Raw genomic sequence first — 17,864 nt, 5'->3', positions numbered from 1 at the left:
GTATTCTCCTTCATGAGAACGCTATTCTGACAGTCGCCGGAAGGAGACACAATGTCTTGGGACTTCGGCTACCGACGATCCCCCTTGGCCCTGTCACCGGGCCCCGGACAGCGCTGGGCCCCGGAACCGGCGCAGGGGTTCCGGGGCCCAGTCGGATCGGCGAGGTCCGCCGCGGCGGTCAGACGCGCCGCAGTACCGCCACCACCTTGCCGAGGATGGTCGCGTCGTCGCCCGGGATGGGCTCGTACGCGGAGTTGTGCGGGAGGAGCCAGACATGGCCGTCCTCGCGCTTGAAGCGCTTGACGGTGGCCTCGCCGTCGAGCATCGCCGCGACGATGTCGCCGTTCTCGGCGACGGGCTGGCGGCGGACGGTGACCCAGTCGCCGTCACAGATCGCGGCCTCGATCATCGAGTCGCCGACGACCTTCAGGACGAACAGCTCACCGTCGCCGACGAGCTGACGGGGGAGAGGGAAGACGTCCTCGACGGATTCCTCGGCGAGGATCGGGCCACCGGCGGCGATCCGGCCGACCAAGGGGACGTACGACGCGGCTGGCTTGCCCGTGGTGTCCGTGGGCTGCGCGGAGGTGCCCTGGTCGGAGCCGCGCACCTCGTACGCGCGCGGGCGGTGCGGGTCGCGGCGCAGGAAGCCCTTGCGCTCCAGGGCCATCAGTTGGTGTGCGACCGAGGACGTGCTGGACAGGCCGACCGCCTGGCCGATCTCTCGCATGGACGGCGGGTAGCCGCGCCGCTGCACCGAGTCCCTGATGACCTCGATCACCCGGCGCTGTCGGTCGGTGAGTCCCGAGCTGTCCGCCCGGATGCCTGGAGGTCGGCCCGGTAGGGAACGCTTGTGTCCCTCGGGATTCACGGATTCGTTCATTGCATGCACCGGCTCGAGTCGGCTCTGGGAGCGGTCCTGGGCAGTGATGGCGGCACTGTCAGCGGTGGTGGTCACGTCGGCCCCTCTCGATGGTCTCCCTGCTGGACAACGGTAGTTGCTTTCGAAAGGTTGCGCCAAACACACGTTCGAGTGAAAAATCGCGGAGCGTCGGACGCGATCATGTGTCTGGGTGTATGGCTACCGTGCCGCCTGCCGGACAAAAGGGCCCATTGCTGTACTCTTCACCGCCGGGTGGCGACCTTGCGGGTTGTCGCCCCAGTCTGCCACCCGGTGTCTCGTCGGCCGGGCGTCGGCCCCCATCTCTGCGGGAATGCCACCTCGCCTCCGTGCGGTGCCCACGGTATCTCCGCAAGTGCCGCAGCGATACGCCTGTGCGGCGCGGGCCTCGGCGGACGGTATGGCCGTATGGCACATGCCAATACGCGCGCGACACGCGCGTACGGCGTGTTTGCGGAGCCAATCCCTACATGTAGTGCTTGGATTGCTACAGCAGCCCAGAAGTTGTGGTCCCCCGGGTCTCCAGGCGCGCGGCGATCGCCTATGCTTGGGGCTGCTTCGAGGGGCCCATGGGGCTCAGCGAGGCTATTGAGTCTGCTGTGAGGAGGGTTGGGAGATCATGCACTGCCCCTTCTGCAGGCACCCCGACAGCCGGGTCGTCGACAGTCGTACGACGGATGACGGCACGTCGATCCGCAGGCGCCGTCAGTGTCCGGACTGCTCCCGTCGTTTCACGACCGTGGAGACGTGCTCGCTGATGGTGGTCAAGCGGTCCGGAGTCACCGAGCCTTTCAGTCGTACCAAGGTCATCAACGGTGTGCGCAAGGCATGCCAGGGACGGCCTGTCACCGAGGACGCGCTCGCTCAACTCGGCCAGCGGGTCGAGGAGGCGGTGCGGGCCACCGGAAGCGCCGAGCTGACCACCCATGACGTGGGGCTGGCCATACTCGGCCCGTTGCAAGAGCTCGACCTCGTCGCGTATCTGCGATTCGCCTCCGTCTACCGGGCGTTCGACTCGCTCGACGACTTCGAGGCCGCGATCGCGGAACTGAGGGAACAAGGACCCCCCGCCGCGGACGACGACGACCGCGGAGAGGTTCTGGACGGCGACGAAGCCGTCGAGGGGAGCCAGGAAGACGTTCGCGGGCCCGGAGGGACTGCTCAGGTCCCGGTGCCCGCCCGCGCCGCCGACTGATCGGCGGGCCGGAGACCGGGCGGCGACCCCGGATCCGGCCGGACGGCGGCGATCCAAGACCTGTTGCGGGCGGCAGCGAGAAATGTCCGCAACACCAGACAGAACACCGTGCCTCGGGAACATCGTGGCACTTCAGGGCGTTTTAGCCCGTACAGGGAGGCGGCATGACAGAGACGGCGAGCGGTCCGGCACGGAGTTCCCGCGCCAAGGGCACCAAGGCGGCAGCGAACAAGGGCCTGCGTATCGAGCGCATCCACACCACGCCCGGCGTACACCCGTACGACGAGGTCGAGTGGGAGCGTCGTGACGTCGTCATGACCAACTGGCGCGACGGCTCGGTCAACTTCGAGCAGCGCGGCGTCGAGTTCCCCGGCTTCTGGTCGGTGAACGCGGTCAACATCGTCACCAGCAAGTACTTCCGGGGTGCCGTCGGCACCCCGCAGCGCGAGGTCAGCCTCAAGCAGCTGATCGACCGCATCGTGAAGACGTACCGGAAGGCCGGTGAGGACTACAAGTACTTCTCCTCGCCCGCCGACGCCGAGATCTTCGAGCACGAGCTGGCGTACGCCCTCCTGCACCAGATCTTCAGCTTCAACAGCCCCGTCTGGTTCAACGTCGGTACGCCCCAGCCGCAGCAGGTCTCCGCCTGCTTCATCCTGGCCGTCGACGACTCCATGGAGTCGATCCTCGACTGGTACAAGGAAGAGGGCATGATCTTCAAGGGCGGCTCCGGCGCCGGCCTGAACCTCTCCCGCATCCGCTCCTCCAAGGAGCTGCTGTCCTCCGGCGGCAACGCCTCCGGTCCGGTCTCCTTCATGCGCGGTGCCGACGCCTCCGCCGGCACCATCAAGTCCGGTGGCGCCACCCGTCGTGCCGCCAAGATGGTCATCCTCGACGTCAACCACCCCGACATCGAGGACTTCATCGAGACCAAGGTGAAGGAGGAGGAGAAGATCCGCGCCCTGCGCGACGCGGGCTTCGACATGGACCTGGGCGGCGACGACATCACGTCCGTCCAGTACCAGAACGCCAACAACTCGGTCCGCGTGAACGACACCTTCATGAAGGCTGTCGAGACGGGCGGCAAGTTCGGCCTGACGTCGCGCATGACCGGTGAGGTCATCGAAGAGGTCGACGCCAAGGCGCTGTTCCGCAAGATGGCCGAGGCCGCGTGGGCCTGTGCCGACCCGGGCATCCAGTACGACGACACCATCAACCACTGGCACACCTGCCCGGAGTCCGGCCGTATCAACGGCTCGAACCCCTGCAGCGAGTACATGCACCTGGACAACACGTCCTGCAACCTCGCCTCGCTGAACCTCATGAAGTTCCTGAAGGACGACGGCAAGGGCCACCAGTCGTTCGAGGTCGAGCGCTTCGCCAAGGTCGTCGAGCTCGTCATCACCGCGATGGACATCTCCATCTGCTTCGCGGACTTCCCGACCCAGAAGATCGGCGAGAACACGCGCGCGTTCCGCCAGCTCGGCATCGGCTACGCCAACCTCGGCGCCCTGCTGATGGCGACCGGCCACGCCTACGACTCCGACGGCGGCCGCGCCCTCGCCGGCTCCATCACCTCCCTGATGACCGGTACGTCGTACAAGCGCTCCGCCGAACTCGCCGCGGTCGTCGGCGCGTACGACGGCTACGCCCGCAACGCGCAGCCGCACCTGCGCGTCATGAAGCAGCACGCCGACGAGAACACCAAGGCCGTCCGCATGGACGACCTGGACACGCCGATCTGGGCCGCCGCCACGGAGGCCTGGCAGGACGTGCTGCGTCTCGGTGAGAAGAACGGTTTCCGTAACTCCCAGGCGTCCGTCATCGCCCCGACCGGCACCATCGGTCTCGCGATGTCCTGTGACACCACCGGTCTTGAGCCCGACCTCGCGCTGGTCAAGTTCAAGAAGCTGGTCGGCGGCGGCTCGATGCAGATCGTCAACGGCACCGTCCCGCAGGCCCTGCGTCGCCTGGGCTACCAGGAGGAGCAGATCGAGGCGATCGTCGCCCACATCGCCGAGAACGGCAATGTCGTCGACGCCCCCGGCCTCAAGCACGAGCACTACGAGGTGTTCGACTGCGCCATGGGCGAGCGCTCCATCTCCGCGATGGGCCACGTCCGCATGATGGCCGCGATCCAGCCCTGGATCTCCGGCGCCCTGTCCAAGACGGTCAACATGCCGGAGTCGGCGACCGTCGAGGAGGTCGAGGAGATCTACTTCGAGGCCTGGAAGATGGGCGTCAAGGCGCTCGCCATCTACCGCGACAACTGCAAGGTCGGTCAGCCCCTCTCCGCGAAGACCAAGGAGAAGGAGAAGGCCGAGGTCACCGAGAAGGCCGAGGCGACCATCCGCGAGACGGTCGAGAAGGTCATCGAGTACCGCCCGGTCCGCAAGCGCCTCCCCAAGGGCCGTCCCGGCATCACGACGTCCTTCACGGTCGGCGGCGCCGAGGGCTACATGACCGCCAACTCCTACCCGGACGACGGTCTCGGCGAGGTCTTCCTGAAGATGTCCAAGCAGGGCTCCACCCTCGCGGGCATGATGGACGCCTTCTCGATCGCGGTCTCGGTCGGCCTCCAGTACGGCGTGCCGCTGGAGACGTACGTCTCGAAGTTCACCAACATGCGCTTCGAACCGGCCGGTATGACGGACGACCCGGACGTGCGGATGGCGCAGTCGATCGTCGACTACATCTTCCGCCGCCTGGCGCTGGACTTCCTGCCCTTCGAGACGCGTTCCGCGCTCGGCATCCACTCCGCCGAGGAGCGCCAGCGTCACCTGGAGACCGGTTCGTACGAGCCGTCCGAGGACGAGGTCGACGTCGAGGGCCTGGCCCAGTCGGCGCCGCGCGCCCAGGAGCTGAAGGCCGTCGCCACGCCGAAGGCCGCGGTCGAGGCGGCCAAGCCCGCCCCGATGCAGGCCCACACCAGCGCCGAGCTGGTGGAGATGCAGCTGGGCATCCAGGCCGACGCCCCGCTCTGCTTCTCCTGCGGTACGAAGATGCAGCGGGCCGGCTCCTGCTACATCTGCGAGGGCTGTGGCTCCACCAGTGGTTGCAGCTGACCTGAGTTAGCCCCCAATGGCGGTGCGGTCGGAAATCGGCCGCACCGTCATTGGCTTTTTCCGTTTCTCCACAGGGTGATCACAGGTTAGGCTCCCCCGGCGCACGACCGGCGCGAACGACAGGGTGGGGACACGGGGAACATGGCCGAGCAGCAGATCGCCGATGCCGCGACGAGCAAGGAACAGCCCGAGAAGGGTCCGAACGAGTGGGGCCAGGCCATTGCGGCAGTGGTGTTGGTAGGGGGTCTCGCGGCCTTTTTGTTGTCAGGGGCATTTCAGCAGAAGTCCGGCGAACCCGAACCTGCCGCGTGCGACGCATCGAGCGAGGCCCGGCCGTCGAAGCCCGTCTCCGGGGCGCAGTTGTGCACGGCCCTGAACCGCGCGGACCTGCCCACGCTGCTCGGCACGCCGGCCGAGTACGCGATGAACGCCAGCGGTAACGAGAGCACGAGCACCTGGGCAGACGGCACCAAGGACGTCACGCCCGAGGCGGAGGTCCAGTTGGCCACGTACTCCGTGAAGCTCTCGACGTCCGACGACGACATCGCCGTAGCCGAAATGGCGGCCTTCCTGGGGAGTTCGACGCAGAGCCGGACGATCGGCGGGCACCCTGCGGTCCTCTATTCGAACCGGACCATCTCCCTGAAGTTCGACTTCGGCGACGACAAGGTCGACACCGGTCCCGGCGGCATCGCCCGCAGCCTGCTGGTCGCCAAGGACACCAAGGACGGTGGCGGCTTCTACGAGGTCTCCATATGGCGCCAGGACGACGTCGTGCCCGACGACCTCGCCCTGGTCCGTGTCGCCGAGCGCGTGCTGCCGACGGTCCCCGGCTGGGCCGCCGGCTGACACGTCACATGCGGCCCATGCTCCGGGTGAACGTCGCCGGGTCGTCCTCGAACCCCTTGATCCCGGAGTGGAAGTCCCATGAGCCCGACTCCTGGCGCACGAACTCCCCTATGGTCGCGGCCGTCGAGCCGAGGACGCTCCCGAAGTCGTCCTCGGCCAGGACCGTGTAGCCCTCACGGATGCGCAGCGCCGGGTTGATCACGCCGACGAAGGTGCGCTGGGCGGAGCGCTGCTGTATGACCGTTCCGACCACCACGCGCGCGTACCGCGCGTCCAGCCGTTCCAGCTCCAGCGTCATGACCTCGTCCCAGCCGAAGCCCTTGCCGTCCTTGCTGTCCCGGTTGAGATAGATGGTGCCGTCGGGGGAACGGCTGTCGAAGTGCACCACATAGGCGGGATCGCCGTGCGGATCGCTCGCCAGATAGGTCGCGGCGACGAGATCGAGATCGGTGGCCGACTGTCCCGCCGGACTCGGGTCCCACTTGAGTGAGACCTCGACCTTGCGGATTCCCTTGTTGATGCCGCTCACAGGATGTTCCCTTCCCCCTCGGTCCACGGCCCGAACTGTCGAGCTGGCAAAGCCGGTTGCCCATCCTGCCACGTGCGGATGGCACGTGCGGGAGGGCTCTGCCCCCGAGAGTGACCGGCGCCACGCTCCCTGGCCGTACGATGGCGCGGTGCTGGTCAAGTGGATTCGCTGCACCGTGGTGGACCGCCGCGGCTTCGAGCGGGGGCAGCGAAAGTGGGCGGGGCTTCTGGGAGAGCCGGGGTTTCGGGGACAGGGCGGGGGCTGGAGCCGGGGGCGGCCGGGCGTGGCCCACATCTTCTCCTTCTGGGAGAGCCGTTCCTTCTACGACTCCTTCATGGCGCGTTCCCACGACCGGCTCGCGGCCGCGCAGTCGGGCACCTTCAAGGACCCCCAGGTCAAGCTGTTCGACTACCGCTTCGACGTGAAGACGGGCTTCGAGCCCCGTTTCACCGACGCCGACCTGGTGCGCTTCGCCCACTGCCGAGTCCACGAGGAACGTGCCGAACACTTCACGCTGATGCAGGAGAAGGTGTGGAACCCGGCGATGGCGGGATCGCCCGGGATGGTCCGCGGTCTCTTCGGCGAGGCGCCCGGCAGCGAGTTCCTGGTTCTCTCCATGTGGCACTCGGCCGCCGAACACGGCAAGTACCGCACCGAGCGGGTCGAGCGGCTCGCCCTGCGGGCCCAGATCGAGGCCGACGTCGCGGCCCTCACGGGCGACCTGGTGGACCTGGAATCGGCCTGGACGGTCTGAGACCGCCCCGCGACTCGTGTGCCCGCCTGTGGCGAGTGGGGCGGGATGTGTGTGACGTACGCCGTATGGGGCCCGTACGAGTGCTCGATACGGCCTCACTCGATCTAGGGTCGTGACATGGCACGACCACGGCGCATCGTCCTTGTCCGCCACGGGGAGTCAACGGGCAATGTTGATGACACCGTGTATGAACGCGAGCCCGACCACGCACTGGCCCTGACCGACCGGGGCTGGCGGCAGGCCGAGGAGACGGGCAAACGCGTCCGCGAGGTGTTCGGCAACGAACGCGTCAGCGTGTACGTCTCTCCCTACCGCCGCACGCACGAGACCCTGCGCGCCTTCCATCTCGACCCCGACCTCATACGGGTGCGCGAGGAACCCCGGCTGCGGGAGCAGGACTGGGGGAACTGGCAGGACCGCGACGACGTACAACTGCAGAAGGCATACCGGGACGCCTACGGGCACTTCTTCTACCGGTTCGCCCAGGGCGAGTCCGGAGCCGACGTGTACGACCGGGTCGGCGGTTTCCTGGAGAGCCTGTTCCGCAGCTTCGAGGCCCCCGACCATCCGCCGAACGTGCTGCTGGTGACCCACGGCCTGGCCATGCGGCTGTTCTGCATGCGCTGGTTCCACTGGACGGTCGCGGAGTTCGAGTCGCTGTCGAACCCGGGGAACGCCGAGATGCGGATGCTCGTTCTCGGGGAGGACGGCAAGTACATGCTTGACCGGCCCTTCGACCGCTGGCGAGATCCGGAGCCGTACGGGATCACCGGATAGAGTGGCAGACCGATGACCCTTGACTCCTCTGACGACGGGCGCCTGGAGCGTGCCCGAGCCAGCCTGCGCGGACTGGCCGTGGGGGACGCGCTGGGCTCGCAGTTCTTCGTACCGGTGAACTACCCCCTGCTGAAGAACCGCGAGCTGCCGGCCGGCCCCTGGCAATGGACGGACGACACCGAGATGGCCTGCTCCGTCGTGGCCGTCCTCACCGCCCACCACCGCATCGACCAGGACGCCCTGGCCCATTCCTTCGCCCACCACCACGACTTCGACCGCGGCTACGGCCCCGCCGTCAACCGCCTGCTGCGCCTGGTCCGGGAGGGCGGTGACTGGCGTGAGCTCGCCGCGGCCCTCTTCAACGGCCAGGGTTCCTGGGGCAACGGCGCCGCGATGCGGATCGCTCCTCTCGGCGCCTACTACGCCGACGATCCGGAGCAGGCGACCCACCAGGCCGAGATCTCCGCCTATCCCACCCACCAGCACCGGGAGGCCGTCGTCGGCGCCATGGCCGTATCCGCGGCCGCCGCGCTGGCAGCCGCTCCCGGTGGCCCGCCGAGCCCTCAGGCGCTGCTCGACGGCGTCATCGCGCTCGTCCCGAGAAGCGCCGTCGCAGCGGGGCTGCGGCGGGCCCGGGACATGCTCGACTACGACGACGCCTCCACCGTCGCGGCCGTCCTCGGCTGTGGCCGCCGTACGACGGCCCATGACACCGTGCCCTTCGCACTCTGGTCCGCCGCACGCTCGCTCGGCGACTACGAGCAGGCGTTCTGGACGACCGCGCAGGTCGGCGGCGACGTGGACACGACCTGCGCGATCGTCGGCGGCGTGATCGCCGGCGGGAAGGCCGGGACCCCGCCTGCCGAGTGGGTGGAGCGGACCGAGGCGTTTCCGGAGTGGCTGCCGGTGCCCGCGTAGGGTTCGGCGGCCGTGATCGGTGCCGGCACGTTCGCCCGCCGCTTCGGGAAAACTCTCTGTGATTGTCGGGAACTCTGTGTGACCGCGCGCTCGTTGTCGGGACAGTTGCTCTGCGGCCGATGGGCCGGGGTGGGCAGGAAACGAGCTAGGGGCACGGGGGTGCGGTCATGAGGTTCTGTTCGGTGTTCGTCCTGCGGTCAGCCGAGCCCCGGTCCCGTCGCGCCGGAAAGTGCCTCCAGGTCGCTCCTGCGGACCTTGATCACCAGCCATGCGCTGGCGAGGGCGAGCACGGCCATCGCGGCGGCGGCGACGAAGCCCGCCGAGATGCCCTGGGCGAGCACCTCGTGCCCCCAGGGCGCGGGCAGTTGGTGGGTTGTGGCGAACTCCGCCTTCTGCTCCGCCGAACCGTCGGCGAGGAAGCCGGGCAGCTGCTTCTCCGCCTCGTCCTTGCTCGCCGACCCGAACACCGTCGTCAGGATGGACAGACCCAGCGAACCACCCACCTGCTGCATGGCGTTGAGCAGCCCGGAGGCCGCACCCGCCTCATGCTGGGCGACCCCGGAGACCGCGGTGACCGTCAGCGTCACGAAGTTCAGACCCATGCCGAAGCCGAAGATCAGCATGGGGCCCAGCACCCCGCCGACGTAGGAGCTGTCGGAGCTGATGAGGGACTGCCAGGCGAGCCCGATCGCCGCGAGCGTCGAACCGGTGAGCATGAACGGCTTGGGGCCGAGCACCGGCAGGAACCGCTGCGAGATGCCCGCGCCGAGCGCGATCACCACGGTCACCGGCAGGAAGGCGAGCCCGGCCTCGATCGGGGTGTACTCCAGCACGTTCTGCACGAAGAGCACGATGTAGAAGAACATCCCGAACATCGCCGCGGCGAGGCTCAGCATGATCACGTACGTTCCGGAGCGGTTGCGGTCCGCGAACATCCGCAGCGGGGTGATCGGTTCCTTGGCACGCGACTCGACGAACGCGAAGGCCAGCAGAAGTACCACCGCGGCACCGAAGGACCCGATGGTCAGCGAGTCCCGCCAGCCGCCGTCCGCGGCGCGGATGAAGCCGTAGACGAGCAGGGCCATACCGGCCGTCGAGGTCAGGGCGCCCGCGATGTCGAAGCGGCCGGTGTGCCGTTCGGACTCGTTGATGTACAGCGGGGCGAGCACCGCGATCAGCACGCCGATGGGCACGTTGACGAAGAGCACCCAGCGCCAGTCGAGCCACTCCGTGAGCATGCCTCCGGCCAGCAGGCCGATGGCGCCACCGCCTGCCGAGACCGCGGCGAAGACGCCGAAGGCCCGGTTCCGCTCCGGCCCCTCGGGGAACGTGGTGGTGATGAGCGCCAGTGCGGTGGGCGACGCGATCGCGCCTCCCATGCCCTGGAGAACCCGGGCGGCCAGCAGCTGCCAGGGCTCCTGGGCGAGCCCGCCGAGCAGCGAGGCGAAGGTGAACAGCAGGATGCCGGTCATGAAGACCCGACGGCGTCCGAGGATGTCCCCCGCCCGGCCGCCCAGGAGCAGCAGGCCGCCGAAGGTGAGCGTGTAGGCACTGACGACCCAGGTGAGGTCGGTGGTGCTGAACTGGAGAGCGTCTTGAATGTGCGGGAGCGCGATGTTCACAATCGTCGCGTCGAGTACCACCATGAGTTGGCAGGCCGCGATGACCGCGAGCGCGATGCCGGGACGTCCCTGCCGGCGGGCCGCACCCGGTTTCTGGTCCGGAATCAACTGAGAGGTTGTCACTATGGGTCCCCCACGAGCTTGTTAGTGAACGGTGGCGTTCACTGCCGCGTCAACGGTAGTGAGTCCTCGATAGTGAACGCAAGCGTTCACTCATGTTCGTCACCGTCGGCGCGTCCCCCTGTGGCGCCGTGCGGTGTGCTCTCCGCTCCCCGAATCCCCGCTTCCCTGTTCGCTGGAGACACTCAGATGGTTACCTCGCGCTGGACGGCCGCCCCCGCTCAGACGGCCTCCCTTCGTCGGCGCGGAGCCGTGCTCGAGCGTGCGATCCTCGACGCCGCTCTGGAGCAGCTCAGTACGGTCGGCTGGAACGGGCTCACGATGGAGGGCGTCGCCGCCGGCGCCCAGACCGGGAAGGCCGCGGTGTACCGCAGGTGGCCCTCCAAGGAGGACCTCGTGGCGGACGCGCTGCAGGCCGGACTGCCGAGCTTCGAGGAGGCGCCCGACCTCGGCGCGGTGCGCGAGGACCTGCTCGAGTTGTGCAGGCAGGCGCGCGAGGCGATGTTCTCGCGCCCCGGTTCCGCCCTGCGGGCGGTGATTCACGAATGCGACCAGGCTCAGGCCGAGCGTTTCCACGGCGTGATCTTCGACGGGGTCGTGGAGCCGACGGTCAGACTGCTCCGCGAGATCATCACCCGTGGAATAGCCCGGGGCGAGGTGCGTCGCGACGCAGCGGACGACTTCGTCTTCGATGCCATTCCGGCGATGATGATGTACCGCTCCAAGATGCGCGCCTGCGAATGGAGCGACGGGGAAGTCGAAGAGATGATCGACCGGTTCATGCTGCCGCTGCTGCGGCCGGGCGGTCGATGAGCGTGGCTCGTGGGCCTTTCGGGGGCGCTCGGGGAACCGGGGTGTCGCAGGGTGATCCGGGCGGCGTACGCTAAGGGCGCCATGCCGTACGAACCGCCTACTCACACCGTCGAGCGCTCTCTCCGCGCCACGACCGGAGCGAAGATCATTGCAGGTGTCGACGAGGTGGGGCGCGGCGCGTGGGCCGGTCCTGTCACCGTCTGCGCGGCGGTCACCGGACTGCGCCGGCCGCCCCAAGGTCTCACCGACTCCAAGCTGCTCAGCGTCAAGCGCCGCACCGAACTCGCCGAGGAACTGCGGGGATGGGTGACGTCGTACGCCCTCGGGCACGCGACTCACGAGGAGATCGACGAACGGGGGATGACCGCCGCCCTGCGGCTCGCCGCCGTACGCGCTCTGGAAAGCCTGCCGGTCCGCCCCGACGCGGTGATCCTCGACGGGAAGCACGACTACCTCGGGACGCCCTGGAAGGTCCGGACGGTGATCAAGGGTGACCAGTCGTGCATCGCGGTCGCCGCGGCCTCGGTGATCGCCAAGGTTCAGCGCGACAAAATGATGGCCGAACTGGGTATCGACCATGCAGACTTCGACTTCGCGGCCAACGCCGGGTATCCCTCACCCGTGCACAAGGCCGCGCTGGAGGTCCGGGGGCCCACCCCGTACCACCGGTTGTCGTGGGCGTATCTTGATGCGCTGCCCCAGTGGCGGCACCTCAAGAAGGCCCGCAGCTGGGCGGAGGGAAGCGCTCCGGGGATCGAGGGTCAGCTCGGCTTCGATTTCTGACGATTCCGCTCGCACTCATGTGCCACCCGCTGGCGCGAGCCGCACCAACGTTTGATAAACATCAGCTCATGCCTCTCATTCCCGAGGAGCCTCAGATTCACGAGAGTGCCCAGGGTCCCCGCACCGCGCCGACCCCTCGTCCTGTACCCGGCCCGCGTCCTGTGGCTCATCCGCGCCCCGGTCGTCCCGGCCCGCTCCGGCCGGCACCGCCGGTGCAACGCACGCCGCACGACGTGGCCGTGGCCAAGCCCGCACCGTCGGGCCCCGCGGCTCCCGCCGCCTCCACTCCGACTTCGGCGACCCCGCAGATCCAGCTGATCCCGGCCTCGGCCGAGGGCGCGCTGGACGCCGCGGAGGAAGCCGTGGACCTCCTGCTCGAATCGGGCCGCGCCCCCGGCGAGGTGCTGGTGATCACCACCGGCGACCAGCACCCGTGGGCCGCCCATGAGCTGTCCTTCGGCGAAGCCGCCTACTGGGCACAGCACGACGCGGGCGACGACGTCTTCTACGCGGATGCCGCTGCGGCCTCGCGTGCCGGCTCCCGTCCCGTGGTCGTGGTCGCCGTCAACGGCGGGTCCTCCGCGGTTGCCGCCGACGCCCTTCCGTTGGCTCACGCCCGGGCCGGTGCCCTGCTGATCGTCTGCGGCGACCCGCAGCAGATCAACTCGGTCCTGGGCGCCGGAGTCTGAGCCCCTTCCGGCAGGTCCGGGAGGGTGGAGACGACGAAGGTGCCGCCTGCGCGGCACCTGTACGGCGGTGACCTCGGCGTGCCCGCGTTCGCGCGGGGTGCCGTACGTCACCGTGTCACCGTATGACGTCGCAGGCCGTACGACGGTGCCGTACGGCCGGGGAAGAGCAGTGAGCGGGACGCGCCTCAGCGGGCCGCGGCGCGGCGCAGGACCTCCGAGACGGCGCCGCCGGTGCGCGGCAGCGGGGGCGGCGCCTCCGACAGAGCGAAGGGTTCCGGCGCGGAATCGGCGTTCGGGCGGCGGCCGCCGCGACCCTCGCCGAGGACCTGCCAGCCGTCCCGGGTCAGCGTGATGTACGCCCCGCAGCGCAGTCCGTGCAGGGTGCAGGCGTCCCGCAGGCCCCACATCCACGCACCGTCCTCCTCCGTCCAACGCGCGTCGCCCTCACGGCAGTAGAGCAGCACCGCGGTGCGCACGGGGGTGCGGCGCCGCAGGTCGTGGGGGATCACCCGGCGCAGCTGCGAGAGCAGCGTGTTGCGGAACATCCAGCCGTCGGCGGGGGCCGGGCGGCGGGTGAACGAGGCGCTCGCACGCAGCCGTTCGTCCGGGTCGAGGACCGCCACGATCGCGGTCGACGGCCCGGGGCGATGCCGGGAGTGCAGCCCGCTGACGACCTCGCGCGGATTGCGCAGCAGTGGGATGCCGGCTTCGGCCCACTCGGTGGGTTCGAGCAGACGGGCGCCGGGGTTGGCGGATGCGGCGGACAGGTCGGCTGACGACGTGGACGCCGCGGAGGACGGAGCGAATCCGAAGGTCACGGTCCTCCCTTCGGCTACGCGCCCATACAGCGGGCGGGGGCGGATTCGGGGGAGCGCGCACCACAACGAAGCCCTACCGGACCAGGGGGCCGTGTGGGGAGCGGACTTCAATTCTTCCTGTCGAACTTGGTTGCGGCAACGAGCAATTGAGCCCACCGACCCGAATCAGCCGGTTCATGGCATATATCCTTACCCAGTGTGTTGCCTGGCGATGCCTGGGACGGCCGAGGGCAGTCGGTACCAGCGGTAACGCGCCCTGGGCGGCGGGCCGTCGCGAGGATGCAGGAGCGACGGCGGGAGGTCGGACCGCGTCGGGTCGGCCGTCACGCTGAGTGAAGTGGCTGGTGACCCCCGGAATCGGGTTGCATGGGGCCATGGACAATCTGGAGCTGCGTGCCGAAGCCGATGCCGTCCTCGCCGAGCTGGTCGGCGCCCCTCAGGGCGCGGCGCGGCTTCGGGAGGACCAGTGGCAGGCGGTGGCGGCTCTGGTGGAGGAACACCGGCGCGCGCTCGTCGTGCAGCGCACCGGCTGGGGCAAGTCGGCCGTGTACTTCGTCGCCACGGCCCTGCTGCGGCGCCGCGGCGCCGGACCGACGGTGATCGTCTCGCCGCTGCTGGCGCTGATGCGCAACCAGGTCGACGCGGCCGAACGGGCCGGCATTCGGGCGCGCACGATCAACTCGGCCAATCCGGAGGAGTGGGAGTCCATCCACGCCGAGGTCGAGCGTGGCGAGACCGATGTCCTCCTGGTCAGCCCCGAACGGCTGAATTCCGTGGACTTCCGTGAGCAGATGCTGCCCGGACTCGCGGCCACGACCGGTCTGCTCGTCGTCGACGAGGCGCACTGCATCTCCGACTGGGGCCACGACTTCCGTCCCGACTACCGGCGGCTGCGGGCCATGCTCGCCGACCTGCGCCCCGGCGTTCCGGTGCTCGCGACCACCGCCACGGCCAACGCCCGGGTCACCGCGGACGTCGCCGAGCAGCTGGGCACGGGGGGCGGTGAGGCGCTGGTGCTGCGCGGCTCGCTGGAACGGGAGAGTCTGCGCCTGGGCGTCGTACAACTGCCGGACGCCGCGCATCGACTGGCCTGGCTGGCCGAGCACCTGGACGAACTGACGGGCTCGGGGATCATCTACACGCTGACGGTCGCCGCGGCCGAGGAAGCCACCGCCTTCCTGCGGCAGCGCGGCTTCCCGGTGGCCTCCTACACGGGCCGTACGGAGAACGCCGACCGGCTCCAGGCCGAGTCCGACCTGTTGGAGAACCGGGTCAAGGCGCTCGTGGCGACCTCGGCGCTCGGCATGGGCTTCGACAAGCCCGACCTGGGGTTCGTGGTCCATCTCGGGGCGCCCTCCTCGCCCATCGCCTACTACCAGCAGGTCGGTCGCGCCGGCCGCGGGGTGGAGCACGCCGATGTGCTCATGCTGCCCGGCAAGGAGGACGAGGCGATCTGGCGCTACTTCGCCGACACGGCCTTCCCGCCCGAGGCGCAGGTCCGTCAGACCCTGTCCGCCCTCGCCGACGCGGGGCGGCCAATGTCCGTGCCGGCCCTGGAGGCGGCGGTCGACCTCCGGCGAACCCGGCTGGAGACCATGCTGAAGGTCCTGGACGTGGACGGGGCCGTCCAGCGGGTCAAGGGCGGTTGGGTCTCCACCGGCGAGCCGTGGCTCTACGACACCGAGCGCTACACGTGGGTGGCACGACAGCGGGCCGCGGAGCAGCAGGCGATGCGCGACTACGCAAGCACATCCGGTTGCCGCATGGAGTTCCTGCGCCGACAGCTGGACGACGAGGGGGCCGCCCCGTGCGGCCGCTGCGACAACTGCGCGGGCGCCTGGGCCGATCCTTCCGTCTCGGCCGAGGCGTTGACCGGCGCGGCGAAGGAACTGGACCGCCCGGGAGTGGAGATCGAGCCGCGCCGCATGTGGCCGACGGGGATGCCCGCGCTCGGCATCGATCTCAAGGGCCGTATCCGCGCCGGACAGCAGTGCTCCACCGGACGGGCACTCGGGCGGCTCTCGGACATCGGCTGGGGCAACCGGCTGCGCCCCCTGCTGGCCGACACGGCGCCCGACGGTCCGGTGCCCGACGACGTGCTGCGGGCGGCCGTGGACGTCCTCGCCGACTGGGCGCGTTCCTCGGGGGGTTGGGCATCGGACGCCGCAGCCCGACCGGTGGGCGTGGTCGCCGTGCCGTCCCTGACCCGCCCGCAGCTGGTCGGTTCGCTGGCTCAGGGGATCGCGGACATCGGTCGTCTGCCCTTCCTCGGCGCCCTGGCGTACAGCGGGCCGGACGGTGCGCACGCGGCCCGCCGCAGCAACTCCGCGCAGCGCCTGCGGGCGCTCGCCGGCGCCTTCGTGGTCTCCGACGAACTGGCGGAGGCTCTGCGGCGCTCTCCGGGGCCCGTCCTGCTCGTGGACGACTGCACGGACTCCGGCTGGACCCTCGCCGTTGCGGCCCGGCTGCTGCGCCAGGCCGGGAGTGGGTTGGTGCTTCCGTTGGTGTTGGCCGCGACAGCCTGAGGCGCCGGGGGCGTCTGAGGTGCCGGGCGCTCGTCGGCGTCTGTGCGATGCCGACGCCTGTGCGGTGCCGGCCGGCGTCGTGCGCAGTCCGTTTGGGTCATGCGTCCATGGAACAGGACGCCACCGACAACGGAGCGCGGTGCTAGTCGGGCTGTGGACAACCAACTGCCGCTTGTCGTGGCCCTGATCGGACTTATCCACAGGGTCAAGCGGAGTCTCACGATCCGCGAGATCGTCAGCGCATGACGAATCACAGCGAAACGACTGGATCCACCGGAAACGGCAATTCCGGCGGACAGGACGCGAGTCGCCCGGGCATCGGGGAGCGCGCGGGGTTCGACGCGCATGGCGCCGAGCATCAGGTGACCCTGCGCACCCCGGGTGAACTGGCCGACGCACTGCCCTATCTGCTCGGCTACCGGCCCGAGGACAGCATCGTCCTGGTCGCCCTGCACGACCGGGGCGGCCGAGGCCGGTTCGGCGGCCGGGCCCGGCTCGGGATCCCCTCGAACAAGGACGACTGGGCGGCCGTGGCCCGGCAGTTGGCCCATGGGCTGATCACGGGCAGCGAACGCCGGGGCGCGAAGCCCGAGCAGATGGTCGCCTACCTCTGCCAGGAACCGGAGGCCGGTGAGACGGGGCAGCAGGTCATGGACCGGCTCGCCTCGCTCGCGGCGCTGCTGCGCACCGAGTGCGGCCGGCTCGACGTTCCGGTGATCGAGGCCCTGTGCATCTCCGACGGCCGCTACTGGTCGTACTGCTGTCCGAGCCGACAGTGCTGTCCCGTGGAGGGACTGCCGATGGGCCTGCCCGGCACCTCCGTTCTCGCCGCCGCGGCCACCTACGCCGGGCTCCAGATCCGCGGCACACTGCGTGAGTTGCGGGCCCGGCTCCAGCCCTGGGAGACCGCGGCCGCTCTGGAGCAGGAAGTCGCCCTGGACGCCGCCGGGATGAGCCTGGTTCCCAGGATGCTGGAGGCCGAGAGCCGGGCAGAGGTCGCCGAGGAGACGGTCCTCCTCGCCCAGCGGATCATGGCGCGCTTCGCCGCGGCGCCGCCCGTCTCGGGGAACCTCCAGGCCGACCTGCGCGACGACGCACTACTGGGGCACGACGAAGCGGCGACCCTCGTCCTCGGCCTCCAGGACCGCACGACCCGAGACCGCGCGGCCGAGTGGATGGAGGCCGAGGAGGCCGGACCGGCTCTACGACTGTGGCGTGCCCTGGCCCGCCGCTGCGTCGGGCCCTACGGCGAGCACGCGGCGGCACCGCTCACCCTCGTCGGCTGGGTGGCGTGGTCCGCAGGCGACGACATCGAGGCGAGGGAGGCGCTCGCCATGGCCCTGGGCGCTGATCCCGGTTATCTCTTCGCCCGGCTCCTTCATCAGGCCTGCAACGAGGGGCTGGACCCGGAGTCGATCCGACGGTGCCTGCGGGCGGAACGGGAAGGGCGTGAGACGCGTGCACGGGCGGAGGCCGAGGGGGAGGTGGCGGACCAGCGACCAGGTG

General features: G+C 69.6%; 15 protein-coding genes. 11 read left to right on the top strand and 4 right to left on the bottom strand.

Annotated elements, in window-relative coordinates:
• Positions 1-178: 178 nt before the first annotated feature.
• Complete coding sequence (lexA, locus tag ABZ896_RS46855) at positions 179-958, bottom strand: transcriptional repressor LexA (protein ID WP_360943489.1); 780 nt, start codon at positions 956-958, stop codon at positions 179-181.
• Between the two features lie 562 nt (positions 959-1,520).
• Between lexA and nrdR the strand changes: the two genes are divergently transcribed.
• The 3 genes from nrdR (at position 1,521) to ABZ896_RS46840 (ending at position 6,010) form a co-directional block, all read left to right on the top strand.
• On the top strand, positions 1,521-2,096 hold the full coding sequence (gene nrdR / locus ABZ896_RS46850; protein WP_360943486.1) for a transcriptional regulator NrdR: 576 nt from the start codon (positions 1,521-1,523) through the stop codon (positions 2,094-2,096).
• A 164-nt stretch (positions 2,097-2,260) separates the two neighbouring features.
• Positions 2,261-5,161, top strand: coding sequence for a vitamin B12-dependent ribonucleotide reductase (locus ABZ896_RS46845; RefSeq protein WP_360943483.1), 2,901 nt, complete (start codon positions 2,261-2,263; stop codon positions 5,159-5,161).
• A 141-nt stretch (positions 5,162-5,302) separates the two neighbouring features.
• Entirely contained in the window at positions 5,303-6,010 is a 708-nt protein-coding gene (locus ABZ896_RS46840; protein WP_360943480.1) for a DUF6215 domain-containing protein, read from the top strand.
• 4 nt (positions 6,011-6,014) lie between these two features.
• On the opposite strand, the gene ABZ896_RS46835 is transcribed toward ABZ896_RS46840, so the two are convergent.
• On the bottom strand, positions 6,015-6,539 hold the full coding sequence (locus tag ABZ896_RS46835) for a TerD family protein (RefSeq protein WP_360943477.1): 525 nt from the start codon (positions 6,537-6,539) through the stop codon (positions 6,015-6,017).
• A gap of 148 nt (positions 6,540-6,687) precedes the next feature.
• On the opposite strand from ABZ896_RS46835, the gene ABZ896_RS46830 reads away from it, so the two are divergent.
• The 3 genes from ABZ896_RS46830 (at position 6,688) to ABZ896_RS46820 (ending at position 8,988) form a co-directional block, all read left to right on the top strand.
• The gene (locus ABZ896_RS46830; protein ID WP_360943474.1) at positions 6,688-7,293 is read left to right on the top strand and encodes a YdbC family protein; all 606 of its coding nucleotides are present in this window, start codon (positions 6,688-6,690) and stop codon (positions 7,291-7,293) included.
• Positions 7,294-7,410: 117 nt separating this feature from the next.
• Positions 7,411-8,070 carry a histidine phosphatase family protein gene (locus ABZ896_RS46825; protein WP_360943471.1) on the top strand — a complete coding sequence of 220 codons (660 nt, stop codon included), beginning with the start codon at positions 7,411-7,413 and terminating at the stop codon, positions 8,068-8,070.
• A gap of 12 nt (positions 8,071-8,082) precedes the next feature.
• Positions 8,083-8,988 carry an ADP-ribosylglycohydrolase family protein gene (locus tag ABZ896_RS46820; protein ID WP_360943468.1) on the top strand — a complete coding sequence of 302 codons (906 nt, stop codon included), beginning with the start codon at positions 8,083-8,085 and terminating at the stop codon, positions 8,986-8,988.
• 197 nt (positions 8,989-9,185) lie between these two features.
• Here ABZ896_RS46820 and ABZ896_RS46815 read toward each other — a convergent pair whose 3' ends face one another.
• Positions 9,186-10,733 (bottom strand): MFS transporter, encoded by a 1,548-nt coding sequence (locus ABZ896_RS46815; RefSeq protein ID WP_360943465.1) that lies wholly within the window; start codon positions 10,731-10,733, stop codon positions 9,186-9,188.
• A 186-nt stretch (positions 10,734-10,919) separates the two neighbouring features.
• On the opposite strand from ABZ896_RS46815, the gene ABZ896_RS46810 reads away from it, so the two are divergent.
• From ABZ896_RS46810 to ABZ896_RS46800, 3 genes are all read left to right on the top strand, one after another.
• Positions 10,920-11,543: a TetR/AcrR family transcriptional regulator gene (locus ABZ896_RS46810; protein WP_360943462.1), complete on the top strand. Its 624-nt coding sequence runs from the start codon at positions 10,920-10,922 to the stop codon at positions 11,541-11,543.
• A gap of 81 nt (positions 11,544-11,624) precedes the next feature.
• Entirely contained in the window at positions 11,625-12,326 is a 702-nt protein-coding gene (locus ABZ896_RS46805; protein WP_360943460.1) for a ribonuclease HII, read from the top strand.
• Between the two features lie 68 nt (positions 12,327-12,394).
• Complete coding sequence (locus ABZ896_RS46800; protein ID WP_360943457.1) at positions 12,395-13,015, top strand: hypothetical protein; 621 nt, start codon at positions 12,395-12,397, stop codon at positions 13,013-13,015.
• Between the two features lie 185 nt (positions 13,016-13,200).
• Here ABZ896_RS46800 and ABZ896_RS46795 read toward each other — a convergent pair whose 3' ends face one another.
• The gene (locus tag ABZ896_RS46795) at positions 13,201-13,833 is read right to left on the bottom strand and encodes a hypothetical protein (protein ID WP_360943454.1); all 633 of its coding nucleotides are present in this window, start codon (positions 13,831-13,833) and stop codon (positions 13,201-13,203) included.
• A gap of 374 nt (positions 13,834-14,207) precedes the next feature.
• On the opposite strand from ABZ896_RS46795, the gene ABZ896_RS46790 reads away from it, so the two are divergent.
• Both ABZ896_RS46790 and ABZ896_RS46785 read left to right on the top strand, forming a co-directional pair.
• Positions 14,208-16,358: a RecQ family ATP-dependent DNA helicase gene (locus ABZ896_RS46790; RefSeq protein ID WP_360943451.1), complete on the top strand. Its 2,151-nt coding sequence runs from the start codon at positions 14,208-14,210 to the stop codon at positions 16,356-16,358.
• 242 nt (positions 16,359-16,600) lie between these two features.
• On the top strand, positions 16,601-17,864 hold a 1,264-nt coding region (locus tag ABZ896_RS46785), incomplete at its 3' end, for a DUF4192 domain-containing protein (protein WP_360943449.1).

It is taken from the genome of Streptomyces sp. NPDC047072, assembly GCF_040643855.1.
GTDB lineage: Bacteria > Actinomycetota > Actinomycetes > Streptomycetales > Streptomycetaceae > Streptomyces.
The sequence above is the reverse complement of the archived record's forward strand: the minus strand, read 5'-3'. Positions and strand labels throughout refer to the sequence as shown.